The 23,404-nt window shown below is 69.8% G+C and carries 22 protein-coding genes; 10 read left to right on the top strand and 12 right to left on the bottom strand.

The window, feature by feature from the left end:
- Positions 1 to 184: 184 nt before the first annotated feature.
- From QMX80_RS11455 to grxC, 3 genes are all read right to left on the bottom strand, one after another.
- A complete protein-coding gene (locus QMX80_RS11455; protein ID WP_282277167.1) occupies positions 185 to 1,189 on the bottom strand; it encodes an isocitrate dehydrogenase in 1,005 nt (334 codons plus the stop codon).
- A gap of 130 nt (positions 1,190 to 1,319) precedes the next feature.
- Positions 1,320 to 1,709: a carboxymuconolactone decarboxylase family protein gene (locus tag QMX80_RS11460; protein ID WP_055767666.1), complete on the bottom strand. Its 390-nt coding sequence runs from the start codon at positions 1,707 to 1,709 to the stop codon at positions 1,320 to 1,322.
- Positions 1,706 to 1,981 (bottom strand): glutaredoxin 3, encoded by a 276-nt coding sequence (grxC, locus tag QMX80_RS11465; protein WP_055767664.1) that lies wholly within the window; start codon positions 1,979 to 1,981, stop codon positions 1,706 to 1,708. Before grxC ends, QMX80_RS11460 begins: the two co-directional genes overlap by 4 nt.
- A 152-nt stretch (positions 1,982 to 2,133) precedes the next feature.
- Between grxC and QMX80_RS11470 the strand changes: the two genes are divergently transcribed.
- The 9 genes from QMX80_RS11470 to QMX80_RS11510 all read left to right on the top strand — a co-directional run bounded on the left by QMX80_RS11470 (position 2,134) and on the right by QMX80_RS11510 (position 13,474).
- The gene (locus QMX80_RS11470) at positions 2,134 to 3,783 is read left to right on the top strand and encodes a M48 family metalloprotease (protein ID WP_273080539.1); all 1,650 of its coding nucleotides are present in this window, start codon (positions 2,134 to 2,136) and stop codon (positions 3,781 to 3,783) included.
- 201 nt (positions 3,784 to 3,984) lie between these two features.
- On the top strand, positions 3,985 to 4,674 hold the full coding sequence (gene phoB / locus QMX80_RS11475) for a phosphate regulon transcriptional regulator PhoB (protein WP_055767659.1): 690 nt from the start codon (positions 3,985 to 3,987) through the stop codon (positions 4,672 to 4,674).
- Between the two features lie 88 nt (positions 4,675 to 4,762).
- A complete protein-coding gene (gene phoR, locus QMX80_RS11480; protein WP_055767656.1) occupies positions 4,763 to 6,103 on the top strand; it encodes a phosphate regulon sensor histidine kinase PhoR in 1,341 nt (446 codons plus the stop codon).
- A complete protein-coding gene (gene ppk1 / locus QMX80_RS11485; RefSeq protein WP_282277171.1) occupies positions 6,100 to 8,187 on the top strand; it encodes a polyphosphate kinase 1 in 2,088 nt (695 codons plus the stop codon). Before phoR ends, ppk1 begins: the two co-directional genes overlap by 4 nt.
- 188 nt (positions 8,188 to 8,375) lie before the next feature.
- Positions 8,376 to 9,902 carry an exopolyphosphatase gene (gene ppx, locus QMX80_RS11490; protein WP_282277172.1) on the top strand — a complete coding sequence of 509 codons (1,527 nt, stop codon included), beginning with the start codon at positions 8,376 to 8,378 and terminating at the stop codon, positions 9,900 to 9,902.
- 95 nt (positions 9,903 to 9,997) lie between these two features.
- Positions 9,998 to 11,134, top strand: coding sequence for a glycosyltransferase family 1 protein (locus QMX80_RS11495; RefSeq protein ID WP_282277173.1), 1,137 nt, complete (start codon positions 9,998 to 10,000; stop codon positions 11,132 to 11,134).
- Positions 11,115 to 11,654: a phosphatase PAP2 family protein gene (locus QMX80_RS11500; RefSeq protein ID WP_055767643.1), complete on the top strand. Its 540-nt coding sequence runs from the start codon at positions 11,115 to 11,117 to the stop codon at positions 11,652 to 11,654. The genes QMX80_RS11495 and QMX80_RS11500 overlap by 20 nt, the downstream gene beginning before the upstream one ends.
- Before the next feature lie 254 nt (positions 11,655 to 11,908).
- The gene (gene lpxH / locus QMX80_RS11505) at positions 11,909 to 12,652 is read left to right on the top strand and encodes a UDP-2,3-diacylglucosamine diphosphatase (protein ID WP_282277174.1); all 744 of its coding nucleotides are present in this window, start codon (positions 11,909 to 11,911) and stop codon (positions 12,650 to 12,652) included.
- Between the two features lie 60 nt (positions 12,653 to 12,712).
- The gene (locus QMX80_RS11510; protein ID WP_282277175.1) at positions 12,713 to 13,474 is read left to right on the top strand and encodes an energy transducer TonB; all 762 of its coding nucleotides are present in this window, start codon (positions 12,713 to 12,715) and stop codon (positions 13,472 to 13,474) included.
- Positions 13,475 to 13,549: 75 nt separating this feature from the next.
- On the opposite strand, the gene QMX80_RS11515 is transcribed toward QMX80_RS11510, so the two are convergent.
- The 9 genes from QMX80_RS11515 to QMX80_RS11555 all read right to left on the bottom strand — a co-directional run bounded on the left by QMX80_RS11515 (position 13,550) and on the right by QMX80_RS11555 (position 21,962).
- Complete coding sequence (locus tag QMX80_RS11515; RefSeq protein ID WP_282277177.1) at positions 13,550 to 13,720, bottom strand: hypothetical protein; 171 nt, start codon at positions 13,718 to 13,720, stop codon at positions 13,550 to 13,552.
- Positions 13,721 to 14,017: 297 nt separating this feature from the next.
- Positions 14,018 to 14,464 (bottom strand): hypothetical protein, encoded by a 447-nt coding sequence (locus QMX80_RS11520; protein ID WP_282277178.1) that lies wholly within the window; start codon positions 14,462 to 14,464, stop codon positions 14,018 to 14,020.
- A gap of 125 nt (positions 14,465 to 14,589) precedes the next feature.
- A complete protein-coding gene (locus QMX80_RS11525; RefSeq protein ID WP_282277179.1) occupies positions 14,590 to 15,474 on the bottom strand; it encodes a ferritin-like domain-containing protein in 885 nt (294 codons plus the stop codon).
- A 142-nt stretch (positions 15,475 to 15,616) separates the two neighbouring features.
- The gene (purF, locus tag QMX80_RS11530; protein ID WP_055767631.1) at positions 15,617 to 17,083 is read right to left on the bottom strand and encodes an amidophosphoribosyltransferase; all 1,467 of its coding nucleotides are present in this window, start codon (positions 17,081 to 17,083) and stop codon (positions 15,617 to 15,619) included.
- Positions 17,084 to 17,114: 31 nt separating this feature from the next.
- The gene (locus QMX80_RS11535; protein WP_282277181.1) at positions 17,115 to 17,846 is read right to left on the bottom strand and encodes a CvpA family protein; all 732 of its coding nucleotides are present in this window, start codon (positions 17,844 to 17,846) and stop codon (positions 17,115 to 17,117) included.
- Positions 17,847 to 17,882: 36 nt separating this feature from the next.
- The gene (locus tag QMX80_RS11540) at positions 17,883 to 18,896 is read right to left on the bottom strand and encodes an SPOR domain-containing protein (RefSeq protein ID WP_282277182.1); all 1,014 of its coding nucleotides are present in this window, start codon (positions 18,894 to 18,896) and stop codon (positions 17,883 to 17,885) included.
- 120 nt (positions 18,897 to 19,016) lie between these two features.
- Positions 19,017 to 20,285 (bottom strand): bifunctional tetrahydrofolate synthase/dihydrofolate synthase, encoded by a 1,269-nt coding sequence (gene folC / locus QMX80_RS11545; protein ID WP_055767622.1) that lies wholly within the window; start codon positions 20,283 to 20,285, stop codon positions 19,017 to 19,019.
- Positions 20,286 to 20,532: 247 nt separating this feature from the next.
- Positions 20,533 to 21,297 carry a TonB family protein gene (locus QMX80_RS11550; RefSeq protein ID WP_282277183.1) on the bottom strand — a complete coding sequence of 255 codons (765 nt, stop codon included), beginning with the start codon at positions 21,295 to 21,297 and terminating at the stop codon, positions 20,533 to 20,535.
- Between the two features lie 20 nt (positions 21,298 to 21,317).
- Positions 21,318 to 21,962 (bottom strand): histidine phosphatase family protein, encoded by a 645-nt coding sequence (locus tag QMX80_RS11555; RefSeq protein WP_055767616.1) that lies wholly within the window; start codon positions 21,960 to 21,962, stop codon positions 21,318 to 21,320.
- Positions 21,963 to 22,186: 224 nt separating this feature from the next.
- Here QMX80_RS11555 and QMX80_RS11560 point away from each other — a divergent pair, with 224 nt between their 5' ends.
- A complete protein-coding gene (locus QMX80_RS11560) occupies positions 22,187 to 23,038 on the top strand; it encodes a type II toxin-antitoxin system RelE/ParE family toxin (protein ID WP_282277184.1) in 852 nt (283 codons plus the stop codon).
- Positions 23,039 to 23,404: the final 366 nt, after the last annotated feature.

Consider the following 23,404-nt stretch of genomic DNA (forward strand, 5'->3'; position numbering starts at 1 on the left):
CACCCCACGCGGGCTGCGTTTTCATTGCCGCCAGCTTGGGGGGTCACGCCCCCCCCCCTACAAGATGCCGATGGGCCGGTGCATTGTCGGCCATGCCCCTGCCGAGCATGGCTCGGCACCACATCAACAAAAACGGAGCGCTTTCGCGCTCCGTTTTCTGCAACACCAATTACCGCAGCTGCGATCAGAGGCGGCTGGCGATGGCCTGGGCGAAGCCCATGGTGGTGCCGGTGCCGCCGAGGTCGCCGGTCAGCGAATCCTTGGCTTCCATCGTGGCAACAATGGCCTTGCGCAGGCGCTCGGCGTTTTCCGGCTGGCCGACATGGTCCAGCATCTGCGCAGCGCCCAGCAGCAGCGCGACAGGGTTGGCCTTGCCCTGGCCGGCAATGTCCGGTGCGGTACCGTGTACGGCTTCGAAGATGGCCACGTCAACGCCGATGTTGGCACCCGGGGCCAGGCCCAGGCCGCCGACCAGACCAGCACACAGGTCGGAGATGATGTCGCCGAACAGGTTGGTGGTGACGATGATGTCGAACTGCTCCGGACGCATCACCAGCTGCATGCAGGCGTTGTCGACGATCATTTCCTGGAACTCGATTTCCGGGTACCTGGCGGCGACTTCGCGCGCCACGTCCAGGAACAGGCCCGAGGTCGACTTGATGATGTTGGCCTTGTGCACGGCGGTGACCTTCTTGCGGCCGGTGCTCTTGGCCAGCTCGAAGGCGTAACGCACGATGCGCTCGGAGCCCTTGCGGGTGATGCGGGTGCCGGAGAACGCGGTCTCGCCGTCGGCCGACACTTCCTGGCCTTCGGCCAGGTAGGCGCCTTCGGTATTCTCACGCACCGTGATCATGTTGATGTTCTCGTAGCGCGACTTGGTGTTCGGGAACGAGATGGCCGGGCGCACGTTGGCATACAGGTCGAACTGGCGACGCAGGGCAACGTTGATCGAGCTGAAACCGCCGCCGACCGGCGTGGTCAGCGGGCTCTTCAGGGCGACCTTGTTCTTCTTGATCGATTCCAGCGTGCCGGCCGGGATCAGCTCACCGTGCTTTTCCAGCGCGGCCAGGCCGGCGTCGGCGAATTCGTAGGACAGCCCGGCACCGAGCTTGTCCAGCACGAACAGGGTGGCGTCCATGATTTCCGGGCCGATGCCATCGCCGCGGATGACGGTGATTGTCTGCGTCATGATTTGGGTTCCGAACAGTGTGGGGGAGCGCGCGCCAGCCGGCTGCCCGGGATCAGGCGCATCCAAAAGTTTCAACTGTCAATTATGCCCGATCCGCCCGCCCCGCCCCAACTGGACCAAGGTCGCAGGTTCAGCCGTGGTCGTGCCCGGCCGGCGCCTGCACGGCCCCGGACTCCAGCTGGTCCAGGAAATCCACCGCGCGCCGCAGGTGCGGGATCACGATGGAACCGCCGACCACCAGCCCCACCGAGAAGGTCTCGAAGAACTCCTCGCGGTTGACCCCGGCGTCCTTGCACTGGGCCACGTGGTAGCTGATGCAGTCGTCGCAGCGCAGTACCAGCGAGGCCACCAGCCCCAGCAGCTCCTTGGTCTTCACATCCAGCGCGCCGGCCTGGTAGGTCTGCGTATCCAGCGCGAAGAAGCGCCGCACGACCTGGTTCGGCTCGGCGAGGATGCGCTGGTTCATGCGCTGGCGGAATTCGGTGAATTCGGCCAGGCGATCCTTGTCGCCGCCGCTCATCCGCCCTGCCCCGCCAGCAGCGGCTCGAGCTTGCCGGCGCGGTGCAGCGCCATCATGTCGTCGTAGCCGCCGACGTGGACGTCGCCGACGAAAATCTGCGGCACGCTGGTGCGGCGGGTGCGCGCCATCATCTTTTCGCGCTCGGCCGGGTCCAGGTCGATGCGCACCTCGTTCCAGGTCTGGCCCTTGCTCTTGAGGAAGTTCTTGGCCGCCACGCAGTACGGGCACACGGCGGTGGAATACAGGGTGATCTCGGGTGTCTGGCTGCTCACGGGAAACTCCACGCGGGAAACGATGTCCCTATATGGTACCGGCGCGCCGGATCGCATCGGTCACCGCTGGAACACTGCGGGTTAACCTGTGCTTCACACCGCGCCCGCGCTTCCCCGTCATCCTCCGCCCAGCCCCACCGGAGCCCCAACGCTTGCGTACCCTGCTGCTCGCCACCGCCGTCGCCCTGGCCCTGGCCACGCCCCTTTCCCGGGCCCAGGAAAGCAAGCTGCCGGACATCGGTTCGTCCGCCGGCGAGCTGCTCACCCCGGCGCGGCAGGCCGAGTACGGCGGCATGATGCTGCGCGAGCTGCGCAACTACGGCTACCTGGTCGACGACCCGCTGATCGACGACTGGCTGCAGGCCATGGGCACCCGGCTGGGCTCCAACAGCGCCCAGCCGCAGCAGAAATTCACCTTCTTCATGCTCAAGGACCGGCAGATCAACGCCTTCGCCACGCTGGGCGGCTATATCGGCATGAACGCCGGCCTGGTGCTGACCGCCGAGCGCGAGGACGAGGTCGCGGCGGTGCTGTCGCACGAAATCTCGCACGTCACCCAGCAGCACGTGCTGCGCAGCGTGGAGAAGGCCCAGCGCGACCAGATCCCGATCCTGCTGGGCATGCTGGCGGCGGTGGTCGCCGCGCAGCAGGCCGGCGGCAACTCCTCCGGCGACGCCACCATCGCGGCGATCACCTCGGGCATGGGCCTGATGCAGCAGCTGCAGATCAACTTCACCCGCTCCAACGAATCGGAGGCCGACCGGCTCGGCATCCGCACCCTGGCCCGCAGCGGCTACGACGTCGATGCGATGGCCGGCTTCTTCGAGCGCATGTCGGCGGCGATGCGCGGCAACGAGGGCGGCTATTCCACGCCGGATTTCCTGCGCACCCACCCGGTCACCGTCACCCGCATCAGCGAGGCCAAGTCCCGCGCCGAGCAGATGAAGAAGGACACGGTACTGCTGACCACGGCCACGCCCACCGGCGTGCGCCAGGAACGGGTGAACCCCACCCAGCCCAGCACCGACCCGATCAAGGCCAGCGGCAACCCGCTGCTGCCCGGCTCGATGCAGCTGTCGCTGCCGTCGATCGGCCTGCCCAGCGGCCCCAGCGGCCAGTTCGACTGGGCGCGCGAACGCCTGCGCGTGCTCAGCGCCCCCACTCCGTCCGAACTGGTCCGCGAATACCAGGACCTGCGCCGCAGCCAGAAGAACGGCCTGAGCGACCCGCAGCGCTATGGCGTGGCCATCGCCCAGCTGCGCGACGGCGGCAACGCGGTCCAGCAGGCGTTGCAGGAACTGCAGCAGCTGCAGTCCGAGCATCCGGACAACCTGTGGGTGAACCTGGCCCTGGGCGAGGCCGAGTCGCGCAGCGGCCGCCACGCCGAGGCCAACCGCCGCTTCGACGCCCTGCTGCAGAAACTGCCGCAGAGCCGGCCGGTTGCGCTGACCTATGCGCAGGTGCTCAACGAGCAGGGCGGCGTGGAGGCCGGCAAGCGCGCCCAGGCCATGCTGCGCCCGCTGCTGGCCCGCGCCGGCGATGACCCGGTGTTCCAGCGCACCTTCGCCCGCGCCTGCGAACTGGCCGGCGACACCGCCCGCGCCAGCGAGGCCTATGCCGAGGCGGCTTACCTGAATGGACGCCCGGAGCAGGCCCTGCTCCAGTTCCAGGCGCTGCTCAAGCAGCCGGACCTGGACTACGTGAGCCGCTCGCGGGTCGATGCGCGGATCGAGGCGATCATGCCCACCGTGCTGGAAATGCGCCGGCTGGGCGTGCGCGACCCGGACATGCAGCGTCGGTAGGCCGGGGCCAAACCCTCCCGACGGCCGCATGCCGGAGCACCGGGACACCCCGGGCCATGGCGGACCGGCCAGGCTGCATCGCCGAGCATTCCCGCGGTTGCCGGCCAGCAGCCGCCACCGCCCACGCTGTCACAAACCCGTCATCAAACCGTAGTCTACTGGGCACATCCCGGTCCTGATGGGCTTTACGGCAGGCAACTCGTGCAGAAACGCATCCTCATCGTCGATGACGAACCGGCGATCCGCGACATGGTCGCCTTCGCCCTGCGCAAGGGCGAATACGAGCCGGTGCATGCCGGCGACGCGCTGGAGGCGCAGACCGCCATCGCCGACCGCGTACCGGACATGATCCTGCTGGACTGGATGCTGCCCGGCACCAGCGGGCTGGAACTGGCGCGGCGCTGGCGCAAGGAAACGCTGACCCGCGACGTGCCGATCATCATGCTCACCGCCCGCGGCGAGGAGAACGACCGTGTAGGCGGGCTGGAAGCCGGCGTGGACGACTACGTGGTCAAGCCGTTCTCGGCGCGCGAACTGCTGGCGCGCATCCGCGCGGTGATGCGCCGTACCCGCGATGACGACGAGGACGGCAGCGTGGCGATCGGCCCGATCCGCATCGACGGCGCCGCGCACCGCGTGTTCGCCGGCGATGCGCCGGTCTCGATCGGCCCGACCGAATACCGCCTGCTGCATTTCTTCATGACCCACCCCGAGCGGGTCTATACCCGTTCGCAGCTGCTGGACCACGTCTGGGGCGGCAGCGTGTACGTGGAAGAACGCACCATCGACGTGCACATCCGCCGCCTGCGCAAGACGCTGGAACCGTTCGGCGCGGAAAACATGGTGCAGACCGTGCGCGGCGCCGGCTATCGCTTCTCGGCCTCGACCTGAATTCCGGGGTCGCGGCCGGCCCCGGTGCTTCCTGCTATAACAAACGGTCACAGTTCCAACGGATCCATCCGCAACACCCGAGAGCGCAATGCCCCGCCAATTCCGATCCGCCTGGTTGAAGACACTGGCCACCGTGGCCGTGCTGCTGTTGTCGGCCCTGCTGATCGGCACCCTGCTAGGCTTCCCTTCGCTGGTGGTGGCCCTGGCGGCGCTGGGCGTCCTGGCCTGGCACTACTGGCGGCTGCGCCAGGTGCTGCTGCGCCTGACCGCGCGCCAGCGCTGGGAAACGGCCAGCGGCACCGGCGTATGGAATGAACTGGATCGCCTGCTGCACCGCAACCAGCAGGAAATGCGCGCGCGCAAGCGGCGCCTGATCGACATGCTGCGCAGCTACCGCGCCGCCGCCGCGGCGCTGCCCGACGCGGTGGTGGTGGTGGACCGCAACACCCAGCGCGTGCAGTGGTTCAACGAAGCGGCCACCGCGTTGCTCGGCCTGCAGCATCCGGCCGACATGGACGCACCGCTGGTCGAACGCCTGCTGCCGCTGCCGCTGGCACACTGGCTGGCCGGCGGCCGCAACGCCGAACCGATCCTCGACGCCAACTCGCCGGTCGATCCGGGCATCCGCCTGCACCTGCGCCTGATCCCGTATTCGGACCACCACTGGCTGCTGGTGGCGCGCGACGTCACCAAGCTGCTGCACCTGGAACAGGTGCGCCGCGATTTCGTCGCCAATGTCTCGCATGAACTGCGCACGCCGCTGACCGTGGTGCACGGCTACCTGGACATGATGGACCCGGAGGACTTCCCCGATACCGGTCCGATGCTGGCGGAGATGCGCAAGCAGTCCCAACGCATGGCGCAGCTGGTGGAAGACCTGCTCACCCTGTCGCGGCTCGAATCGCAGCAGCACACCGAACTGGAAACCGTGGCGATGACCTCGATGCTCGCCTCGCTGCGGCGCGAGGCCGAAGCGCACAGCCAGGGCCGCCACACGATCACCGTCGAAGACACCGCGGGCGTCGACCTGGCCGGCTCCAACAAGGAGCTGCACAGCGCGTTCTCCAACCTGGTCACAAACGCGGTGCGCTACACCCCGGCCGGTGGCCGCATCACCCTGACCTTCGCCCGCGACGGCAAGGGCGCGGTGCTGGCGGTGACCGATACCGGCTACGGCATTCCCGCCAACCACCTGCCGCGCCTGACCGAACGTTTCTACCGCGTGTCCAGCAGCCGTTCGCGCGAGAGCGGCGGCACCGGCCTGGGCCTGTCCATCGTCAAGCACATCCTCGGCCTGCACCAGGCGCGGCTGGAAATCCGCAGCGAAGTCGGCCAGGGCAGCACCTTCGCCTGCCATTTCGATGCCGAACACGTGCGCCCGCGCAGCGCCCTCCCCTCGCCCCCGTCCACGGAAGACTTCCCGGCATGAACGCTCCCACCCCGCCCCCCGCACCCGTGGTCTCCGGCAACGATCCGCTGCGCGAGCCAGCGCTGTACATCAACCGCGAGCTGTCGCAGCTGGACTTCAATTTCCGCGTGCTGGCGCAGGCGACGGACGAGCAGGTGCCGCTGCTGGAGCGGCTGCGCTTCCTGTGCATTTCCTGCACCAACCTGGACGAATTCTTCGAGATCCGCGCAGCGGCGGTGCGCCACGCACAGGAATTCGGACTGCCGCCGGCGCCGGACGGATTGAGCCCGCAGGAAATCCTGACCGCCATCCACGACCGCGCCGCCGAACTGGTAGAGCAGCAATACCGCTGCTGGAACGAGGTGCTGCGCCCGGCCCTGCAGGAAGCGGGCATCGGCATCCTCTCGCCCTCGACCTGGACCGCGCGCCAGCGCCGCTGGCTGCGCGCCTATTTCCGCAACGAGATCATGCCGGTGCTCTCGCCGCTGGGGCTGGATCCGTCGCATCCGTTCCCGAAGATCCTCAACAAGTCGCTGAACATCGTCGTCGTGCTCAAGGGCACCGACGCCTTCGGCCGCGCCGGCCACCTGGCGCTGGTGCGCGCGCCGCGCTCGCTGCCACGCATCATCCAGCTGCCCAGATCGCTGGGCGGCACGCAGGACTTCGTGCTGCTCTCGGCGGTGCTGTCCACCTTCGTCAACGAACTGTTCCCCGGCATGGACGTGCGCGGCGCCTACCAGTTCCGCGTCACCCGCAACTCCGAGCTGGTGGTGGACGAGGAAGAAGTAGAGAACCTGGCGCTGGCGCTGCGCGACGAACTGGTCGACCGCGGCTACCGGCCGGCGGTGCGGCTGGAGATCGCCCACGACTGCCCGCGCCCGATCGTGCAGACCCTGCTGCAGAACTTCGGCCTGTCCGAGAACGCGGCCTACCGCATCGACGGCTCGGTCAACCTCAACCGCGTGATCCAGGTCTACGACCTGGTGCAGCGGCCGGACCTGAAGTACCCGGCGATGACGCCGCGCGTGCTCAAGGCGCCGGAAGGCATCTTCGAGATGGTGGCGCGCGACGACGTGCTGCTGCACCACCCGTTCGATTCGTTCAGCACCGTGCTGGAGCTGATCCGCGAAGCGGCGGTGGACCCGAACGTGCTGGCGATCAAGCAGACGCTGTACCGCACCGGCAAGGATTCGGGGATCGTCGAGGCGCTGATCCAGGCCGCGCGCAACGGCAAGGACGTGACCGTGGTGGTGGAGCTGCGCGCGCGCTTCGACGAGGAGGCCAACCTCGGCCTCGCCGATCGCCTGCAGGATGCCGGCGTGCAGGTGGTCTACGGCGTGGTCGGCTACAAGACCCACGCCAAGATGCTGCTGATCGTGCGCCGCGAAGGCCGCAAGCTGCGCCGCTACGTGCACCTGGGCACCGGCAACTACCACAGCGGTACCGCGCGCGCCTACACCGACCTGAGCCTGATCACCGCCGATCCGGACATCGGCAACGACGTGCACCAGTTGTTCCAGCAGCTGTCCGGGCTGGCCTCGAAGATGAAGCTGGAGTGCCTGCTGCAGTCGCCCTTCACCCTGCATGCCGGCCTGCTGCAGCGGATCGAGCGCGAGACCCGGCTGGCCCTGGACGGCAAGCCGGGGCGCATCATCGCCAAGATGAACGCGCTCAACGAGCCGCAGGTGATCCGCGCGCTGTATGCCGCCTCGCAGGCCGGCGTGCAGATCGACCTGATCGTGCGTGGCACCTGCACCCTGCGCCCAGGCGTGGAAGGGGTATCGGACAACATCCGCGTGCGTTCGATCGTCGGCCGCTTCCTGGAGCACAGCCGCGTCTACTGGTTCGGCAACAACGGCGCGCCGGAACTGTTCTGCGCCAGCGCCGACTGGCTGGAGCGCAACCTGCTGCGGCGCGTGGAGACCTGCTTCCCGATCCTGGACAGCGATCTGGCCCGGCGCATCTACCGCGAGGTGCTGCAGAACTACCTGGACGACAACCTCAACGCCTGGGAGCTGCAGGCCGACGGACGCTACCGCAAGTGCTCGCCGCAGCCCGGGCAGCCGCCGCATTCGGCGCAGCAGGCGCTGCTCGAAGCGCTGTAGGACGCCTGCGGCCCCGGCGTAGGAGCGGCTTCAGCCGCGAACAGGCTTTCCCGGCCATCCAAACCGGCGTTGCGGGCGGAAACATCGGTGGGAAGTCCCCTTCGCGGCTGAAGCCGCTCCTACGCAAGGCGCCGTCCGCATCGCGCGCGGGGTGACACGCGCCCCCGACCATCCACTACCATTCCGCCATGCCCCAGTCCTCCCAGACCTCCCCCCCCCTGCAGGACGGCGACCTGCTGGCCGCCATCGACCTGGGCTCCAACAGCTTCCACATGGTCATCGCCCGCTACCTGCTCGGCCAGCTGCGGGTGGTCGACCGCCTGCGCGAGACCGTGCGCATGGCCGACGGGCTCGACGGCAAGGGCGGGCTGTCGGCCGAAGCCCGGCAGCGCGCGCTCGAATGCCTGGCCCGCTTCGGCCAGCGCATCCGCAACATCCCGCCGTACCGCGTGCGCGCGCTGGCCACCAACACCGTGCGCCAGCTGCGCTCGCCGCTGTCGTTCCTGATGCCGGCCGAAACCGCGCTGGGCCACGCCATCGAGGTGGTCAACGGCCGCGAGGAAGCGCGCCTGATCTACCTGGGCGTCGCCCATGCGCAGCCGCCCAAGCCGGGCCAGCGCCGGCTGGTGATCGACATCGGCGGCGGCTCCACCGAATTCATCATCGGCAGCGGCATGCAGCCGCTGGAACGCGAGAGCCTGCAGGCCGGCTGCATTGCCAGTACCCGCCGCTTCTTCCCCGGCGGCAAGCTGAGCAAGAAACGCTGGAAGGACGCGCTGACCGAGATCGGCGCCGAGTTCCAGCCGTTCGCCGCCAAGTACCGGGCGCTGGGATGGGACGAGGCGCTGGGCTCGTCCGGCACCCACAAGGCGATCAGCGAGATCTGCGCGGCGATGAAGCTGAGCAAGGGCGCGATCACCGCCCAGGCGCTGCCGCTGCTGCGTGATGAACTGCTGCGCGCCAAGCACATCGACGACATCAACCTGCCGACCCTGGCCAGCGAACGCCGGCCGATCATCGCCGGCGGCGTGCTGGTGCTCGAGGCCGCCTTCCAGTCGCTGGGCCTGCAGAAACTGCTGGTCAGCAAGGCGGCGATGCGCGAGGGCATCCTCTACGACATCATGGGCCGCGCCAGCGACAACGACCCCCGCGACGAATCGGTGGCCGCGCTGACCCGGCGCTACGACATCGACGCCGCCCAGGCGCTGCGCGTGGAAGCCACCGCCCAGCGCCTGTTCGAGCAGGTCGCCGACAGCTGGAAGCTGGATTCGGACGACGCACGCATGCTGGGCTGGGCCGCGCGCCTGCACGAGCTGGGGCTGATGATCGCCCACAGCGGCTACCACACCCATGGCAGCTACGTGATCGAGCACTCGGACATCGCCGGCTTCTCGCGCCAGGAACAGCAGATGCTGGCCGCATTGATCCGTACCCATCGCCGCGGCGTGCCCAAAACCGCCTTCGACGCCCTACCCGACCGCCTGCTGCTGCCGGCCCGGCGTACCGCCGCGCTGTTGCGGCTGGCGGTGCTGCTGCACCGCTCGCACGAGGACGACCCGATCCCGACGCTGGAACTGAGCGTGGACGGCGACGCCCTGTCGCTGGTGCTGGACAAGACCTTCATCGATGCCCGCCCGCTGCTGCGCGCCGATCTGGTCGGAGAGAACGAGGGCATGGCCAGTCTGGGCATCGTTTTTCGGCCGTTCGTCGCCTGACATCCGGGCCCCAGGCGCTGTCATACGCCTGGCATCCCGCTGACACCCACCTGCCACAGCCCGCCGCCACTCTTTGCGCCAAAAGGGAGGCCGCCATGCGCTATGCCATCGTCACCGAGACCTATCCGCCGGAGGTCAACGGCGTTGCCCTGACCGTGCAGAGCTTGGAGCGCGGCCTGCGCGCCCGCGGCAACGACGTGGACGTGGTGCGTCCCCGCCAGCCGCAGGACGCCGCCCAAGCGCATGAGCTGCTGGTGCAAGGCGTGGCGCTGCCGCGCTATCCCGGCCTGCGTTTCGGGCTTCCGCTGCCCTACCGACTGGCGCGGCACTGGCGCCGGCAGCGTCCCGACGCGGTCTACATCGCCACCGAAGGCCCGCTGGGCTGGTCGGCGCTGCGCGCCGCGCGCCGGCTCGGCATCCCGGTCGCCACCGGCCTGCATACCCGCTTCGACACCTACCTGCCCGATTACGGCGCGGCCTGGCTGCAGCCCGTCGCTCTGCGCTGGATGCGCCGCTTCCACAACCAGGGCGATGCCACGCTGGTGCCCACCCGCGAACTGCAGGGCTTCCTGGAAGGCAATGGCTTCCAGCACCCGCGCCTGCTGGCGCGCGCGGTGGATGCCTCGCAGTTCACCCCGCGGCAACGCGATGAAGAGCTGCGCCGGGCATGGGGGCTGGAAGCGCGCGGGTTGGCGGTGATCCATGTCGGCCGCATCGCCGCGGAAAAGAATCTGGGCCTGGCGATACAGGCGTTCCGCCGGATCCAGCAGCAGCGCCCGGACGCACGCTTCGTCTGGGTCGGCGACGGACCGCTGCGCGGGCGCATCGCGCAGGAGAATCCCGACTTCGTCTTCTGCGGCATCCAGCGCGGACGGGAACTGGCGCGCCATTTCGCCAGCGGCGACCTGTTCCTGTTCCCGAGCCGCAGCGAGACCTTCGGCAACGTCACCCTGGAAGCCATGGCCAGCGGCGTGGCCACGGTCGCCTTCGACTACGGCGCCGCACGTGAACATCTGCAGAGCGGGTACAGCGGCGTGGCCGTGGACAACGACGAGAATTTCATCGACGCGGCGCTGCGCCTGGCCGGCGACGACACCCTGCGCACGCCGCTCGGAGCTAATGCCAGCCTGGCGATGCAGCGGCTGCACCCGGACCACGTGGTCGCCGAATTCGAGGCACTGCTGCACGAACTGTCGCAACGGAGACGTGCCCATGCCCTTGCTGCCGCCTGACGGCCTGCTCGCCCGCGAAACCCGCTGGTGCCGGCGGGCGAACCACTACTGCCGCCGTCGCCGCATCCGCACCCTGTTCGCGGTCGTCAGCCGCCTCGGCGACGGCGTGTTCTGGTACCTGCTGATGGGCGCGCTGGTGCTGGCAGACGGCATGGACGGCCTGCGCGCATCGGCGCACATGGCCGCCACCGGCGTGGTCGCGCTCACCCTGTACAAGGCACTCAAGCGCTGGACCCGGCGCCCGCGCCCATTCGCCGCCGACCTGCGCATCCGCGCCTGGGTGGCGCCGCTGGACGAATACAGCTTCCCCTCCGGCCACACCCTGCACGCCGTGTCGTTCAGCGTGGTCGCACTGGCCTACTACCCGTGGCTGGCGCCGCTGCTGCTGCCGTTCACCGCCGGCGTGGCGCTGTCGCGCGTGGTGCTCGGCCTGCACTATCCCAGCGACGTGCTGGCCGCTACCGGCATCGCCCTGCTGCTGGGGACCGCCTCGCTGCAGCTGATGCCGCTGCCGTTCTGAGAAGAGGGGCGGCCGCCGGCCAGAAGCGCGCATCTGCCGACGATCCTGCGGATGCCGGCCAGCGGCCGGCACTGCCGGATGTGTCCGGAGGAATGCCCCCCGAGTCGGGAAGCGGCGGGGAGATGGCCGATGGCAGGCGCGCCCTCGGAGTGCGGCGCAGACCGCGGAGCGGCGACGCGACTGCGATGACGCGTCTTCGCGCAGTTGACCGGCACCGCCGATGGGGTCGCGGTATTGCCCCTACAATGGCCGCCATGACCACGCTGTTCATCTCCGATCTGCATCTGGACCCCAGCCGTCCGGCCATCACCGAACTGTTCCTGGATTTCCTGCGCGGGCAGGCACGGCAGGCCGAGGCGCTGTACATCCTCGGCGACCTGTTCGAGGCCTGGATCGGCGACGACACGCCCTCCGCCGCCGCCGATGCGGTCGCCGCCGCGCTGCGCGAACTGGCCGACGCCGGCGTGCCGGTATTTTTCATCCGCGGCAACCGCGACTTCCTGGTCGGCGAGGACTATGCCCGCCGCGCCGGCATGCGCATCCTGCCCGACCCCTGCGTGATTCCGCTGTACGGCAAGCCGGTGCTGCTGCAGCACGGCGACCTGCTGTGCACCGACGACACCGCCTACCAGGCGTTCCGCGCGCAGACCCGCGACCCGGCCTTCATCGCCCAGTTCCTGGCGCAGCCGCTGGAAGCGCGCATCGCCTTCGCACAGAAGGCGCGCGCGGCCAGCCAGGCGCACCAGTCGGAGATGAAGGAAGGCGACCGCGCCAGGTTCGAGACCGTCACCGACGTGGCCCCGGCCGAAGTCGTCGCCACGTTCCGCCGCTATGGCGTGGACACGATGATCCACGGCCACACCCACCGCCCCGCCGTGCACCGCGTGCAGGTCGGCGACGCCAGCTGCACCCGCATCGTGCTCGGCGACTGGTACGAACAGGGATCGGTGCTGCGGGTGGATGCCGATGGCTATCAGCTGCAGGCCTTGGTGCCATAGGCCCAAGCCACGACGGCAAAGCGCTACCATCGACGGACCAATCTGGTCGGGAGGGTGGACATGGCACGAGCGGCAGTCTGGATCTGCACGATGTTGGCGGCGGTTGCCGCTACCGGAATGGAAGCCGCGCAGGCCGGCAATGCGGACCAGCCGGTCCCGTTCAAGACCAAGGCGACGGTCTGGCTGGACGAACAGGGCGTTCCGCAGCAGGTTGAAACGCCGGAACAGCTTCCCTCGGCAATCCGCCAGGCCATCGGCGCGCAGATCAAGGAATGGCGCTTCGAGCCCGCCACCGTCGGCGGCCAGGCAAGGAGTGGTGTCACCCACCTGATGCTCGATGCCTGTGCCGTCGAGGGCGCGGCCGGCCAATTGAATCTGGCGCTGGGCTACGTCTATGGCGGTCCCGTGAACAGCCAGAACGCCGCCGGCCTGACGCCACCACCCCGCTATCCCGTCGACGCGGTCCGCTCGCGCATCCAGGGGACATGGATGGTGACGTACGAGGTACTGCCCGACGGCACCGCGCGATGGATGTCCGCCGACCCGCAGGGCGACACCAATCCGAAGAGGCTCGGTTATTTCGAGCCGGCCCTGCGCCAGTGGGTAAGCCAGCTGCGCTACACGCCGGAGGAAGTGGATGGCCATGCGATAAGCACGGTGGTCCGCATCCCGGTCGGCTTCAGTCTCGACACCAGCCCCAAACCCGCCTCCCGGAAAGAAGAAGCCCGTACCGGCAGGGAATGCGTTGCCGCGATGCAGGCCGACTCGTCCATGCGGACGGCCAGCGATACGCAGTTCAAGCTGATCAGCGGCGGCAGTTGAGCGGCGATTGCGGCGGCGCCGGCTGTTGCAGGCAGCCGACGCCGCCATGCCGGACGCGCCCGCATGCAAGTCGCTTTATTGCGCCGGCAACGCCTTGCGCTGGACTTCGAGGATCGGCAGGCCTGCCTCGGCGGGAAGGTAGATGGCCTGGTCCGGCGGGGTCTTGAGCGCGTCGATGTAGCGGTAGCGTAGATGCCCTTCGTTGCCCTTGAGGCTGTCGCCGATGATGCGGTTGGCTTCGGCCACACCCTCCCGGCACGCTCGATCTACACGACGACCAGCGCGACGGTGGCGTTCCATGCGGCTTCGGCTTCAGGCACGGCGATGCGGCGATTGCTCCCGGCTTCGCCCGGGGGCGCCTTGCCACGCAGTTCCCGCACGTACACCCGACAGCATGGCTACCCGCCGACCAGGATCAGCGCCAGCGACACCCGCGCGCTTGCCCGGCCGTAACCATGTTCGTATCGCCGCATGGCTTCCCCCTTCGTTCATCGGCGGCCGGAGCATGGCCGGTTCTCCGGCTCATCCGCGGCTGGCCAAGGCTCACTGCGGCGGCGGCGGAGACGCCGGGTCGAACGCGCATCCCTTCGCGGTCTTTCCCTCCAGCAGCCACGACACGCTGAACGGATATGCCGTGTCGGACATGCCGTCCGAACAGGGCTCGTGGCGCACGTCCAGGCGGAACGGCTGGCCGCGCTCCTCGCCCGACAGGTGCAGGCCGTCGGCGTCGATGCTGCGCGTGGCCTGCAGCCGGCGCGGCGCATCCATCGTTTCCGGCGTGGTGTAGGCCAACGCCCCGCCTTCCACCTTCACGCCCCAGAACGGCTCGACGCCCGCCGCCTGCAGGTTCGCCGGGAACGTGTCCATGCCCGGGTCCACCTGCGCCGCGGCCGCTTCGCGCGCGGGAGTATCGGCGTCCGGCGCGGCGGGGCTGCATGCGGCAAGCATCGCCATGGGCAGGATCGTCAACAGGAGGCGGAAGTGAGGCATGCGGTTCTCCAAGGCTGTGGGGCACGATGGCCGCCATCGTCGCACGCACCGGGTAAACATCATGCGATCCGTGCAGCACGATCATCTGCGGCGTCAGGCGGCGAGGTCGCCCCTGCCCGGCTTCATCATCCAGCCTGTTCGACCAGATCCGCCAGTTCGTCGGCGTCGAAACCGGCCAGTAGACGGGCTTCGAGGTTGAAGGGGCCGTGCAGGTACCCGCCGGCGTATTCGCGCAGCAGTTCCTTGAACCGCGCACGCGGTTCGACGCCGGCGCGCTCGCAGTACCAGCGGTACCAGCGCGAGCCGGCGGCGACGTGCGCCACTTCCTCGCGCAGGATCACTTCCAGTACGTCGGCGGTGGCATCGTCGCCAAGCGAACGCAGCTTGGCGATCATCGCCGGTGTCACGTCGAGGCCACGCGCTTCCAGCACGCGCGGCACCAGCGCCATGCGCGCCAGCCCGTCGTGCGCGGTTTTCTCGCACATTTCCCACAGGCCGTTGTGCGCCGGGAAATCGGCGTAGTCGTGCCCATGCGCCAGCAGACGCTCGCGCAACAGCAGGAAGTGGCGCGATTCGTCGTCGGCGCAGCTCACCCAGTCGGCATGGAAACTGCCCGGCAGCCCGCGGAAGCGGTACACCGCATCCCAGGCCAGGTCGATGGCGTTCAGTTCGATATGGGCGATGGCGTGGATGAAGGCCGCGCGGCCTTCCGGGCTGCCGAGGCCGCGACGCGGCAGGTCGCGCGGATGCACCAGCACCAGCCGCGCGGGACGGCCGGGCATGCGGATCGGTTCTGGATCGACCACGTTTTCCGGCAGCTTGAGCTTGCCCGCGCGGAACCGTGCGGCGTAGTGCTGGGTGAGGGCGGCTTTTTCGAGCGGGTCGGCTTCGGCGAGGCAGATGCGGGCTGCATCGAGCAGGTTTGCGGCCTGCCCCTTCCCTTCCTGGGGAAGGTGGCGCGCAGCGCCGGAAGAGGATTGGGTTTCCAGGAGGTTTTCTGCTTGTTGCATTGTCATCGGCATCCAGACCTCGCTGCCTCGTTCGCGCCGCGGTCCACGCCAGCGGCGTGGGCGCTCGATCACATGCGCGCCGGTGGCGCGCAAGCCCTGCGATTCCGCCCCGATGGAAGAAGGGCTTGCAGCGCTGATGAGGTCAGGCGCGACGCTTGTTCTTGGCCTCGTCCGAACGCAGCTGCTGGATGCGCTCGAAGTAACCCGGTTCGATGCCGGTGACGTAGTGGCCGTCGAAGCAGGACGAATCGAACGCCTTCAGTTCCGGATTGCCCTCGCGCACCGCCGCCTCAAGGTCTTCCAGGTCCTGGTAGACCAGCCAGTCGCAGCCCAGGTGCTTCTCGATGTCCTCGACGCTGCGCTCGTGCGCCACCAGTTCCTCGGCGGCGGGCATGTCGATGCCGTAGATGTTGGGGTGGCGCACCGGCGGAGCCGCGCTGGCCAGGTAGACCTTGCGCGCGCCGGCGTCGCGCGCCATCTGCACGATCTGCTGGCTGGTGGTGCCACGCACGATCGAGTCGTCCACCAGCAGCACCACGCGGTTGCGGAACTCCAGGTGGATCGGGTTGAGCTTGCGGCGCACCGATTTAACGCGCTCGCCCTGCCCCGGCATGATGAAGGTGCGGCCGACGTAGCGGTTCTTGACGAAGCCCTCGCGGTACTTCACGCCGAGCACGTTGGATATTTCCAGCGCCGCGTCGCGCGAGGTGTCCGGGATCGGGATGATGGTGTCGATGTCGTGGTCGGGCCTCAGGCGCAGGATCTTCTCGCCCAGCTTCTGGCCCATGCGCATGCGCGCCTTGTGCACGGAAACGTTGTCGATCATCGAATCCGGGCGCGCGAAGTACACGTATTCGAAGATGCACGGCGTCTGCTGGGTGGTGGTCGCGCAGACTTCGGCGAACAGCTCGCCGCGCTCGGTGATCACCACCGCCTCGCCCGGGGCGACATCGCGCACGCGCTCGAAGCCGAGCACGTCCAGCGCCACCGATTCGGAGGCCACGATGTACTCGTCGCCTTCGGCATGGCTGCGCTTGCCCAGCACCAGCGGGCGGATGCCGTGCGGGTCGCGGAAGGCGACCAGGCCCAGGCCCAGCACCAGGCTGACCACCGCATAGCCGCCCTTGCAGCGGCGGTGCACGCCGGCCACGGCGCGGATCGCCGCTTCCGGGGTGAGCATGCGCTGCGCGTCCAGTTCGTAGGCGAACACGTTCAGCAGCACTTCGCTGTCCGAATCGGTGTTGATGTTGCGGCGGTCGGCCTCGAACACCTGCTGGCGCAGCGCCTCGGTGTTGATCAGGTTGCCGTTGTGCGCCAGCGCGATGCCGTAAGGCGAGTTGACGTAGAACGGCTGCGCCTCGTCCGTGCCTTCCGAACCGGCGGTCGGGTAGCGCACGTGGGCGATGCCGATGCGGCCCTTGAGCACTTCCATGCGGCGCTCGTCGAACACGTCGCGCACCAGCCCGTTGCCCTTCTCCACCCGCAGCCGGGTGCCGTGCGCGGTGGCGATGCCGGCCGCATCCTGGCCGCGGTGCTGGAGGACGGTCAGGCCGTCATAGAGCTGCCCGGCGACGTTCTGGTTGCCGACGATTCCGACGATGCCACACATGTTGCGCGATCTCCGCTGGGCCGTGGCCCGGTTAACGTGAAGGAGGCCGTGCCTGGCCCGATGGCCCGGTCCGCGCCGGACCGGGGTGATCCGGGCGCACCTGCGCCGGATCGATGTTGGAAGGCCACGCCTTCGCCGGGTCCTGGCGGCTGCCTCCGGTCGCGGCCGGCCGGGCGTCTTCGGCCCCTTCCGGCATCGCTCGCGGCAGTCCGCTGCCCGCTTCATGTTCGCTGAGCGCGGCATTATCGCCTGCCAGCACCGCCTTGCCCAAGTCCAACAGCGGATGTTCCGTAACGGCGGGCAGTTCCGGCAGGCGCTCGCGCAGCCAGTCGGCCGGCGACCGCAGCCAGGAAGCCACCTGCGAACGCCGCCACTCCTCGCCGTCGGCCACCGGGGTGAAGCCCAGCACCAGCACCGCCAGCACGGCCAGCAGCACGCCGCGGACGATGCCCAGGCCGAAACCGAGCAGGCGGTCCGGCCCCTTGAGCAGCAGGGTGGAGTCGACCACCCCGCGCAGCAGCATGCCGATCGCCGAAACTGCCAGCAGCACGCCGAAGAAGGCGATGGCATGGCCGGCGGCGTACTGGCCCATGGTCGGCATGGCGCCGCCGCTCAGCATCAGCGTGGCGGCGTGGCCGAAGCGGAACGCGGCCCAGCCGGCCAGCAGCCAGCCGAGCACGCCGAACACGGTGGCCAGCAGGCCGCGCATCAGCCCGAACAGGGCCGATGCGACGATCAGCCCCAGCAGCAGCAGATCGATCACGGGCGACGCTGCCGGGGCATCAGGCGCGGGAGCGCATCAGGGATGCGGCCGGACCATGCCGGCGATGCCGACCTTCGCCGCGACCTGCGCCTTGAGCTGCTCGGCTTCGGCGCGGTTGGCCACCGGCCCGACGCGGACGCGGTTGAGCACGCCGTTGTCGGTGCGCACCTGCTCGACGAAGGCGCTGAAGCCGGCCGCACGTACCTTGTCGCGCAGCGCATTGGCGTCGGCCGGCTGGCCGAACGCGCCCAGCTGCACGGCGAAACCGACATTGCTGGCCGCCGGCGCAGCCGGTGCGGTGGAGACCGTGGTGGTGGTGCGCTCGGGCACGGCGGGCCTGGGGGCTTCCGGCTTCGGCGCGGCGGGTTTGGGCTGGGCTTCCGGCCTGGGCGCAGCGGCCACCGGTTTGGCGGGCTCCGGCGGCAGGGGCTCGCTGCGCACCGCCGGCGTCGCCGCTGCGGGTGCCGGCGCCGTTGCAGGAGCGGTCTGGGCGGCGACCGGCGCGGCGGGTTCCTTGTCCGCGTCGAGCACCACCACCTGCGCGTTCACGTCGCTGCGGACCTTGCCCGCTTCCAGGCGGATCAGTTCGGCCTGCGCACGGTCGGCGTAGGGACCGATGCGCACGCGCCAGGCCGGGCGCCGGTTGATGGTGTCCTGCTGGCGGAAGCCCGGCAGGTTCGACTTCTTCAGATGGGCGATCACCGCGTCGGCATCGGCCTCGGTCGCGTAGGCACCGAAATTCACCACGTAGTTGCCGGCGGCCGCGGTCGGCGGCAACGCACCTGTTTCCGCTGCCGGGGACGCGGCTTCGGCCACGGGCTGTGCAGCCGGCATGCCGGTGGCGCTGCCCGAGGCCGGCGCGTTGGGCGCGACCAGCGGCAGCTCGCGGGTTTCGAACTGGCCATCGGCAGGTGCGTCGGGCGCGCGCAGCGGCACGTCCTGCACACCGCTGTCCGGCGCCGGCCCCTTGACCAGCATGGGCAGGAAGATCACGGCCAGGGCCACCAGGACGATGGCGCCAATCAATCGCTGTTTCAGGGGAGTATCCACGGCAAGGCGTATGGGCGGCAGGGCGGAATGTCCGGCGATTATATGCGGCGCCATCGCAGGACGACGCCGCAGCAGCTGAACGGGAAGGAGCGTCGCCGGCGCGCCGCTGCGGCCTTCCGGTCACCGCCGCAGCAGCGGCAGCACCTCGGCCACGGTATGGAAGGAACCGAACACCAGTACGCGATCGCCGCGGCGGGCATGCTCCAGCGCGGCGGCCAGCGCCTGCTCGACATCCGCGCAGGTGGCGGCGCCAGCGGCGGCGGTGCCGGCCAGCCGCCCGCGCAGTTGCGTGGCGCTTTGCCCGCGCGCGCCTTCCAGCCCGGCCAGGTACCAGCGGTCGATGCGCGCCTGCAGGGCCGCGACCACGCCGGGCGCATCCTTGTCCGCCAATGCCGCGTACACCGCCAGGGTGCGCCCGGCGGCGGGACGTGCCTGCAGCGCGGCGCCGAGGGCGGCGGCGGCCTGGGGGTTATGACCGACATCGACCAGCACCTCCACTCCGTCGCGCTCGAACCGCTGCAGGCGCCCGGCGATCTGCGCCGCGGCCACGCCCTGCGCCCATGCCGTACGCGGCACCGGGCGGTCCAGCGCGCGCAGCGCGGCGATGGCGGCGGCCGCGTTCGCCCGCTGCACCGGCGCCCACAGCGCCGGCTGCGGCAGTTCGATGCGGAAGGACACGTCGCGCCAGCGCCAGGTGTCGGCATCGATGGCTTCGGCGAAGAAATCGCTGCCGAAACGGATCGCGTTGGCGCCCAGCACGTAGGCGCGGCGCAGCACGCTGGACGGCGGATCGATCTCGCCCAGGATCACCGGCTTCCAGCCGCGGATGATGCCGGCCTTCTCCGCGCCGATGGCCTCGCGTTCGCTGCCCAGCCAGTCGGCGTGGTCGATGTCCACGGTGGTGATGACCGATACGTCGGCATCGACGATGTTGACCGCGTCCAGGCGCCCGCCCAGCCCAACTTCCAGCACGGCCAGGTCGAGGCCGGCGCGCGCGAACACCCACAGCGCGCACAGCGTACCGTATTCGAAATAGGTCAGCGCGGTGTCGCCGCGGGCATCCTCGACGGCGTTGAAGCCGGCCACCAGCGTGGCGTCGTCGACATCCGCACCGTCGATGCGCACACGCTCGTTGTAGGCCAGCAGGTGCGGCGAGGTGTAGGCGCCCACCGTCCAGCCGGCGGCGCGGGCGATGGCCTCGACGAAGGCCACCGTCGAGCCCTTGCCGTTGGTGCCGCCGACCACGATGCAGCGCTGCGCCGGACGCTCCAGGCCCATGCGCGCGGCCACCTCGCGCACGCGCTCCAGGCCCATCGCGATGGGCTGCGGATGCTGGCGGTCGATATGGGCGAGCCACTGTTCGAGCGTGGCGGGACGTGCGGAGGACATGCGGGATTCCAGGGGGCTTCAAGTGCCGCGCGGGTCGGCGGCAAGGCCGGCCATGATACCGCCGGCGGATGCGGCGCCCGTACCCCCGGACCTGCGCGCTGCCCGTCGGCGGCACGCGCGGGAGCGGCTTCGGTCGCGCCGAGGCTTTCCGGCCAATGCCTCTTCGCGACTGAAGCCGCTTCTAGCGAGGCGGCTCGCGGCGAGGAGCGGCTGAACCCGCACGGGACCCAGGGCAGCAAGAAGCGGCCTACGGCTCCTGCGTGGAGACACCGGCGACCGGCTGCGGCCGCTGCCGGCCGCGGCGTGCGCGCAGTTCCGCCAGCGACTGGCGGCAGGCTTCCAGGTCGTTGCCGCACAGCACGCTGGTGACCACGAAGCGATACCGGCCATCGCTGACCAGGCGGTTGCGCACCATCATCGCGTCTTCCAGCTGGAACAGGCTCAGGCCCTCTTCGTCGTGCAGCCAGAAGTTCGCCTGCCGGTCGTACCGGCGGACCAGCGCCAGCGGGCCGATCGTGGCGATCGCCTCGGGAATCTGCAGGAAACCGATCGGATACGGGTCGGCGATGTAGCCGGGCAGCATGCCGTCGGCATCCTGTGCCGGCATCGGCGCCCGGCCGCTGCGACGCTCCTCGAAGAACGGATCGCGTGGCCGCCTTCCAGTCTGCGCCGGCATGTCCCCGGGCAGCGGTTCGAACGCGAACGGCAGCCGGTAGCGCGGCTGGCCGCGGTATTGCGGCGGCACGGTCCAGGCACGGGCCGCCGCCAGCGCCGCCGCGTCCAATGCCGCCACGCCGGACAGCTGTTCGACGCGCGCTCCCGACACCCGCCCACAGGCGTCGGTCTCGATGATCGCGTTGATCGTGTAGCCGAGCAGCCGCCAGAGCTCGGAAGGCGGATAGGACGGTGCGCGGTTTTCCTGCGCGGCGTAGGGCGGACACGCATCGGCCGGCTGCTGCGCGACCACCGGCACTGGCAGCAACGCCGACAGCGCGACGGGCAGCCAGCGCATCCGCGCCCGTGGGCGTGCCATCACAGCGCCCGGTGCTTGGCCTCGCCGAAAAACGGGGTGTGGTGCGCGCAGTCGTTCAGCCGCACCACTTCCAGGCGTTCGACGTCCGCGCCTTCGAGCAGGTTCAGCGTGGTCGGCGCCTGGCGGAAGCTCCACAGCTTGCCGATCGGCAGGCCCAGCACCTTGCACAGGATCACGCGGTTGACCGCGTCGTGCGCGACCACCAGCAGCGTGTCGTCCTCGCCCAGTCCCTCGGCGGCCCGGGCCAGTCCGCGCCAGCTGCGGTCCAGCACCTGCCGCAGCGATTCGCCGCCGGGCATCAGCACGGTATCCGGCTCCTCGCGCCAGGCGCGCAGGCGCGCCGGATCCCGGTCGTTGATTTCGCTGGCGAGCAGCCCTTCCCATTCGCCATGGGCGATCTCCTGCAGGTCCGCATCGGTCTGCAGCATCGACTCGCGGGCGCTGCCCAGCGCGGCACGCGCGGTGCTCTGCGCGCGCGACAATGGAGAGGCCACCGCGCGCGCGATCTCGATCGACTGCAGGCGCTCGCCCAGCGCCCTTGCCTGCGCCTCGCCCACCGGCGAAAGGGGAATGTCGATCTGGCCCTGGTAGCGGCCTTCGGCGTTCCACGGCGTTTCACCGTGGCGGGCAAGCAGGATGCGCATGCAGTTGGGAGTCCGTGGCGGGGCCCGCATCATAGCCTGTCGCCGCCGTGGCGCAGGCTACGGTTGCCTGCGTTACGAATCGATGGCGACTCTCCAGCGCCGCATCGAGCAATTGCAGCCCTGCGCATTTGCCAGCCGACGACAGGGGTTACCATGGCGACCCCATCGGCCGCATGGCATGACGCCCACATGAGGGCCAGTACTTCCTCCGCCCGCAACGTGGCATGAGCAGCGACCCGGTTTCCGTCCCTTCCATCCGCCGGCCCTGGAACGAACGCCTGCAGCCGTGGGCGGCCGCCTTCCTGAGCGCGCTGCTGCACCTGCTGGTGCTGCTGCTCCTGCTGCACTCCACGCCGCCGGTGGTGACCACGCCGCAGGGAATGGCCGGCGGTGGCCGGGTCAAGGTGGATTTCGTCGGCGAAGCGCCGCCCTCCCCACCTACCACCCGCATGCCCCCGGGGCCGAAACCGGTGGATGACCGCAAGCAGCCTTCCAGGCCGGTGGCGCGCCGGCAGGCCGATACGCGCAAGCCAGTGCCAGAGGCCAGGTACATCGAACCTCCGGCCGAACCGGAACAGAAGCAGGACAGGAGCGAGGAGCCCCCCACGTCCGAGTCGGCGCGGGCCTCGGCCACGAGCCCGCCTGAGAGCGTCCAGCGCCGGCCGCAGACCTGGACCGGGCGTCCGCCGGGCTGGCAGCCCAAGGAAACCGCGCCCGACGACGGACGCTCCTCCGGGCCGCTCAACCGCAACGGCTACCGCAACGACATGGCCGCCGGCGAGCCGGCCATGGAAGTGGGCGGCTACCAGATCATCTACGACCTGCTCGCCGAGACGCGGCTGCGCACCTGGATGGAGCAGGGCATGAAGGAACTGTCCATCCCCCTGCCCGGCACCAGCTACCTGATGGTCTGCCCGGCGGAAGTCGCGCTCAAGCGCGGCTCCAGCAAGTGCCGCCTGCTCGCCCCCGACGCACCGGAACTGCAGTCCATCGGCGATGCCCGCCAGGTCGTCACGGTGATGTACGTATACCGGCGCGGGGAACTGGTCTGGCGCGGGCCCGGTCCGTACCGCTGATTCCACGCAGCCAGGGGTGGTGCCCCGCTCTGCAAGGCAGCTGCGGTTCCGTGGCGGCGGGCGGCACCGGTCAGGATTTGTCGGCGAAGCCCCAGCGGGGCGGTGCCCCGCTCTACACGGCGGCGGCGGTTCTGTAGCGGCGGGCGACGCCCGGCGGGGATTTACCGGCGAAGCCCCAGCGGGGCGGTGCCCCGCTCTACACGGCGGCCGCGGGTCTGTAGCGCCGCGTGGCGCCCGGCGGGGATTTACCGGCAAAGCCCCAGCGGGGCGATGCCCCGCTCTACACGGCGGCCGCGGTTCTGTAGCGGCGGGGGGCGCCCCGGGGGGGGTTTGCGGGCCAGCCCCCGCCGGGGGGGGGGCCCCGCG

It is taken from the genome of Stenotrophomonas sp. PS02297 (genome assembly GCF_029959705.1).
Taxonomy (GTDB): domain Bacteria; phylum Pseudomonadota; class Gammaproteobacteria; order Xanthomonadales; family Xanthomonadaceae; genus Stenotrophomonas; species Stenotrophomonas nitritireducens.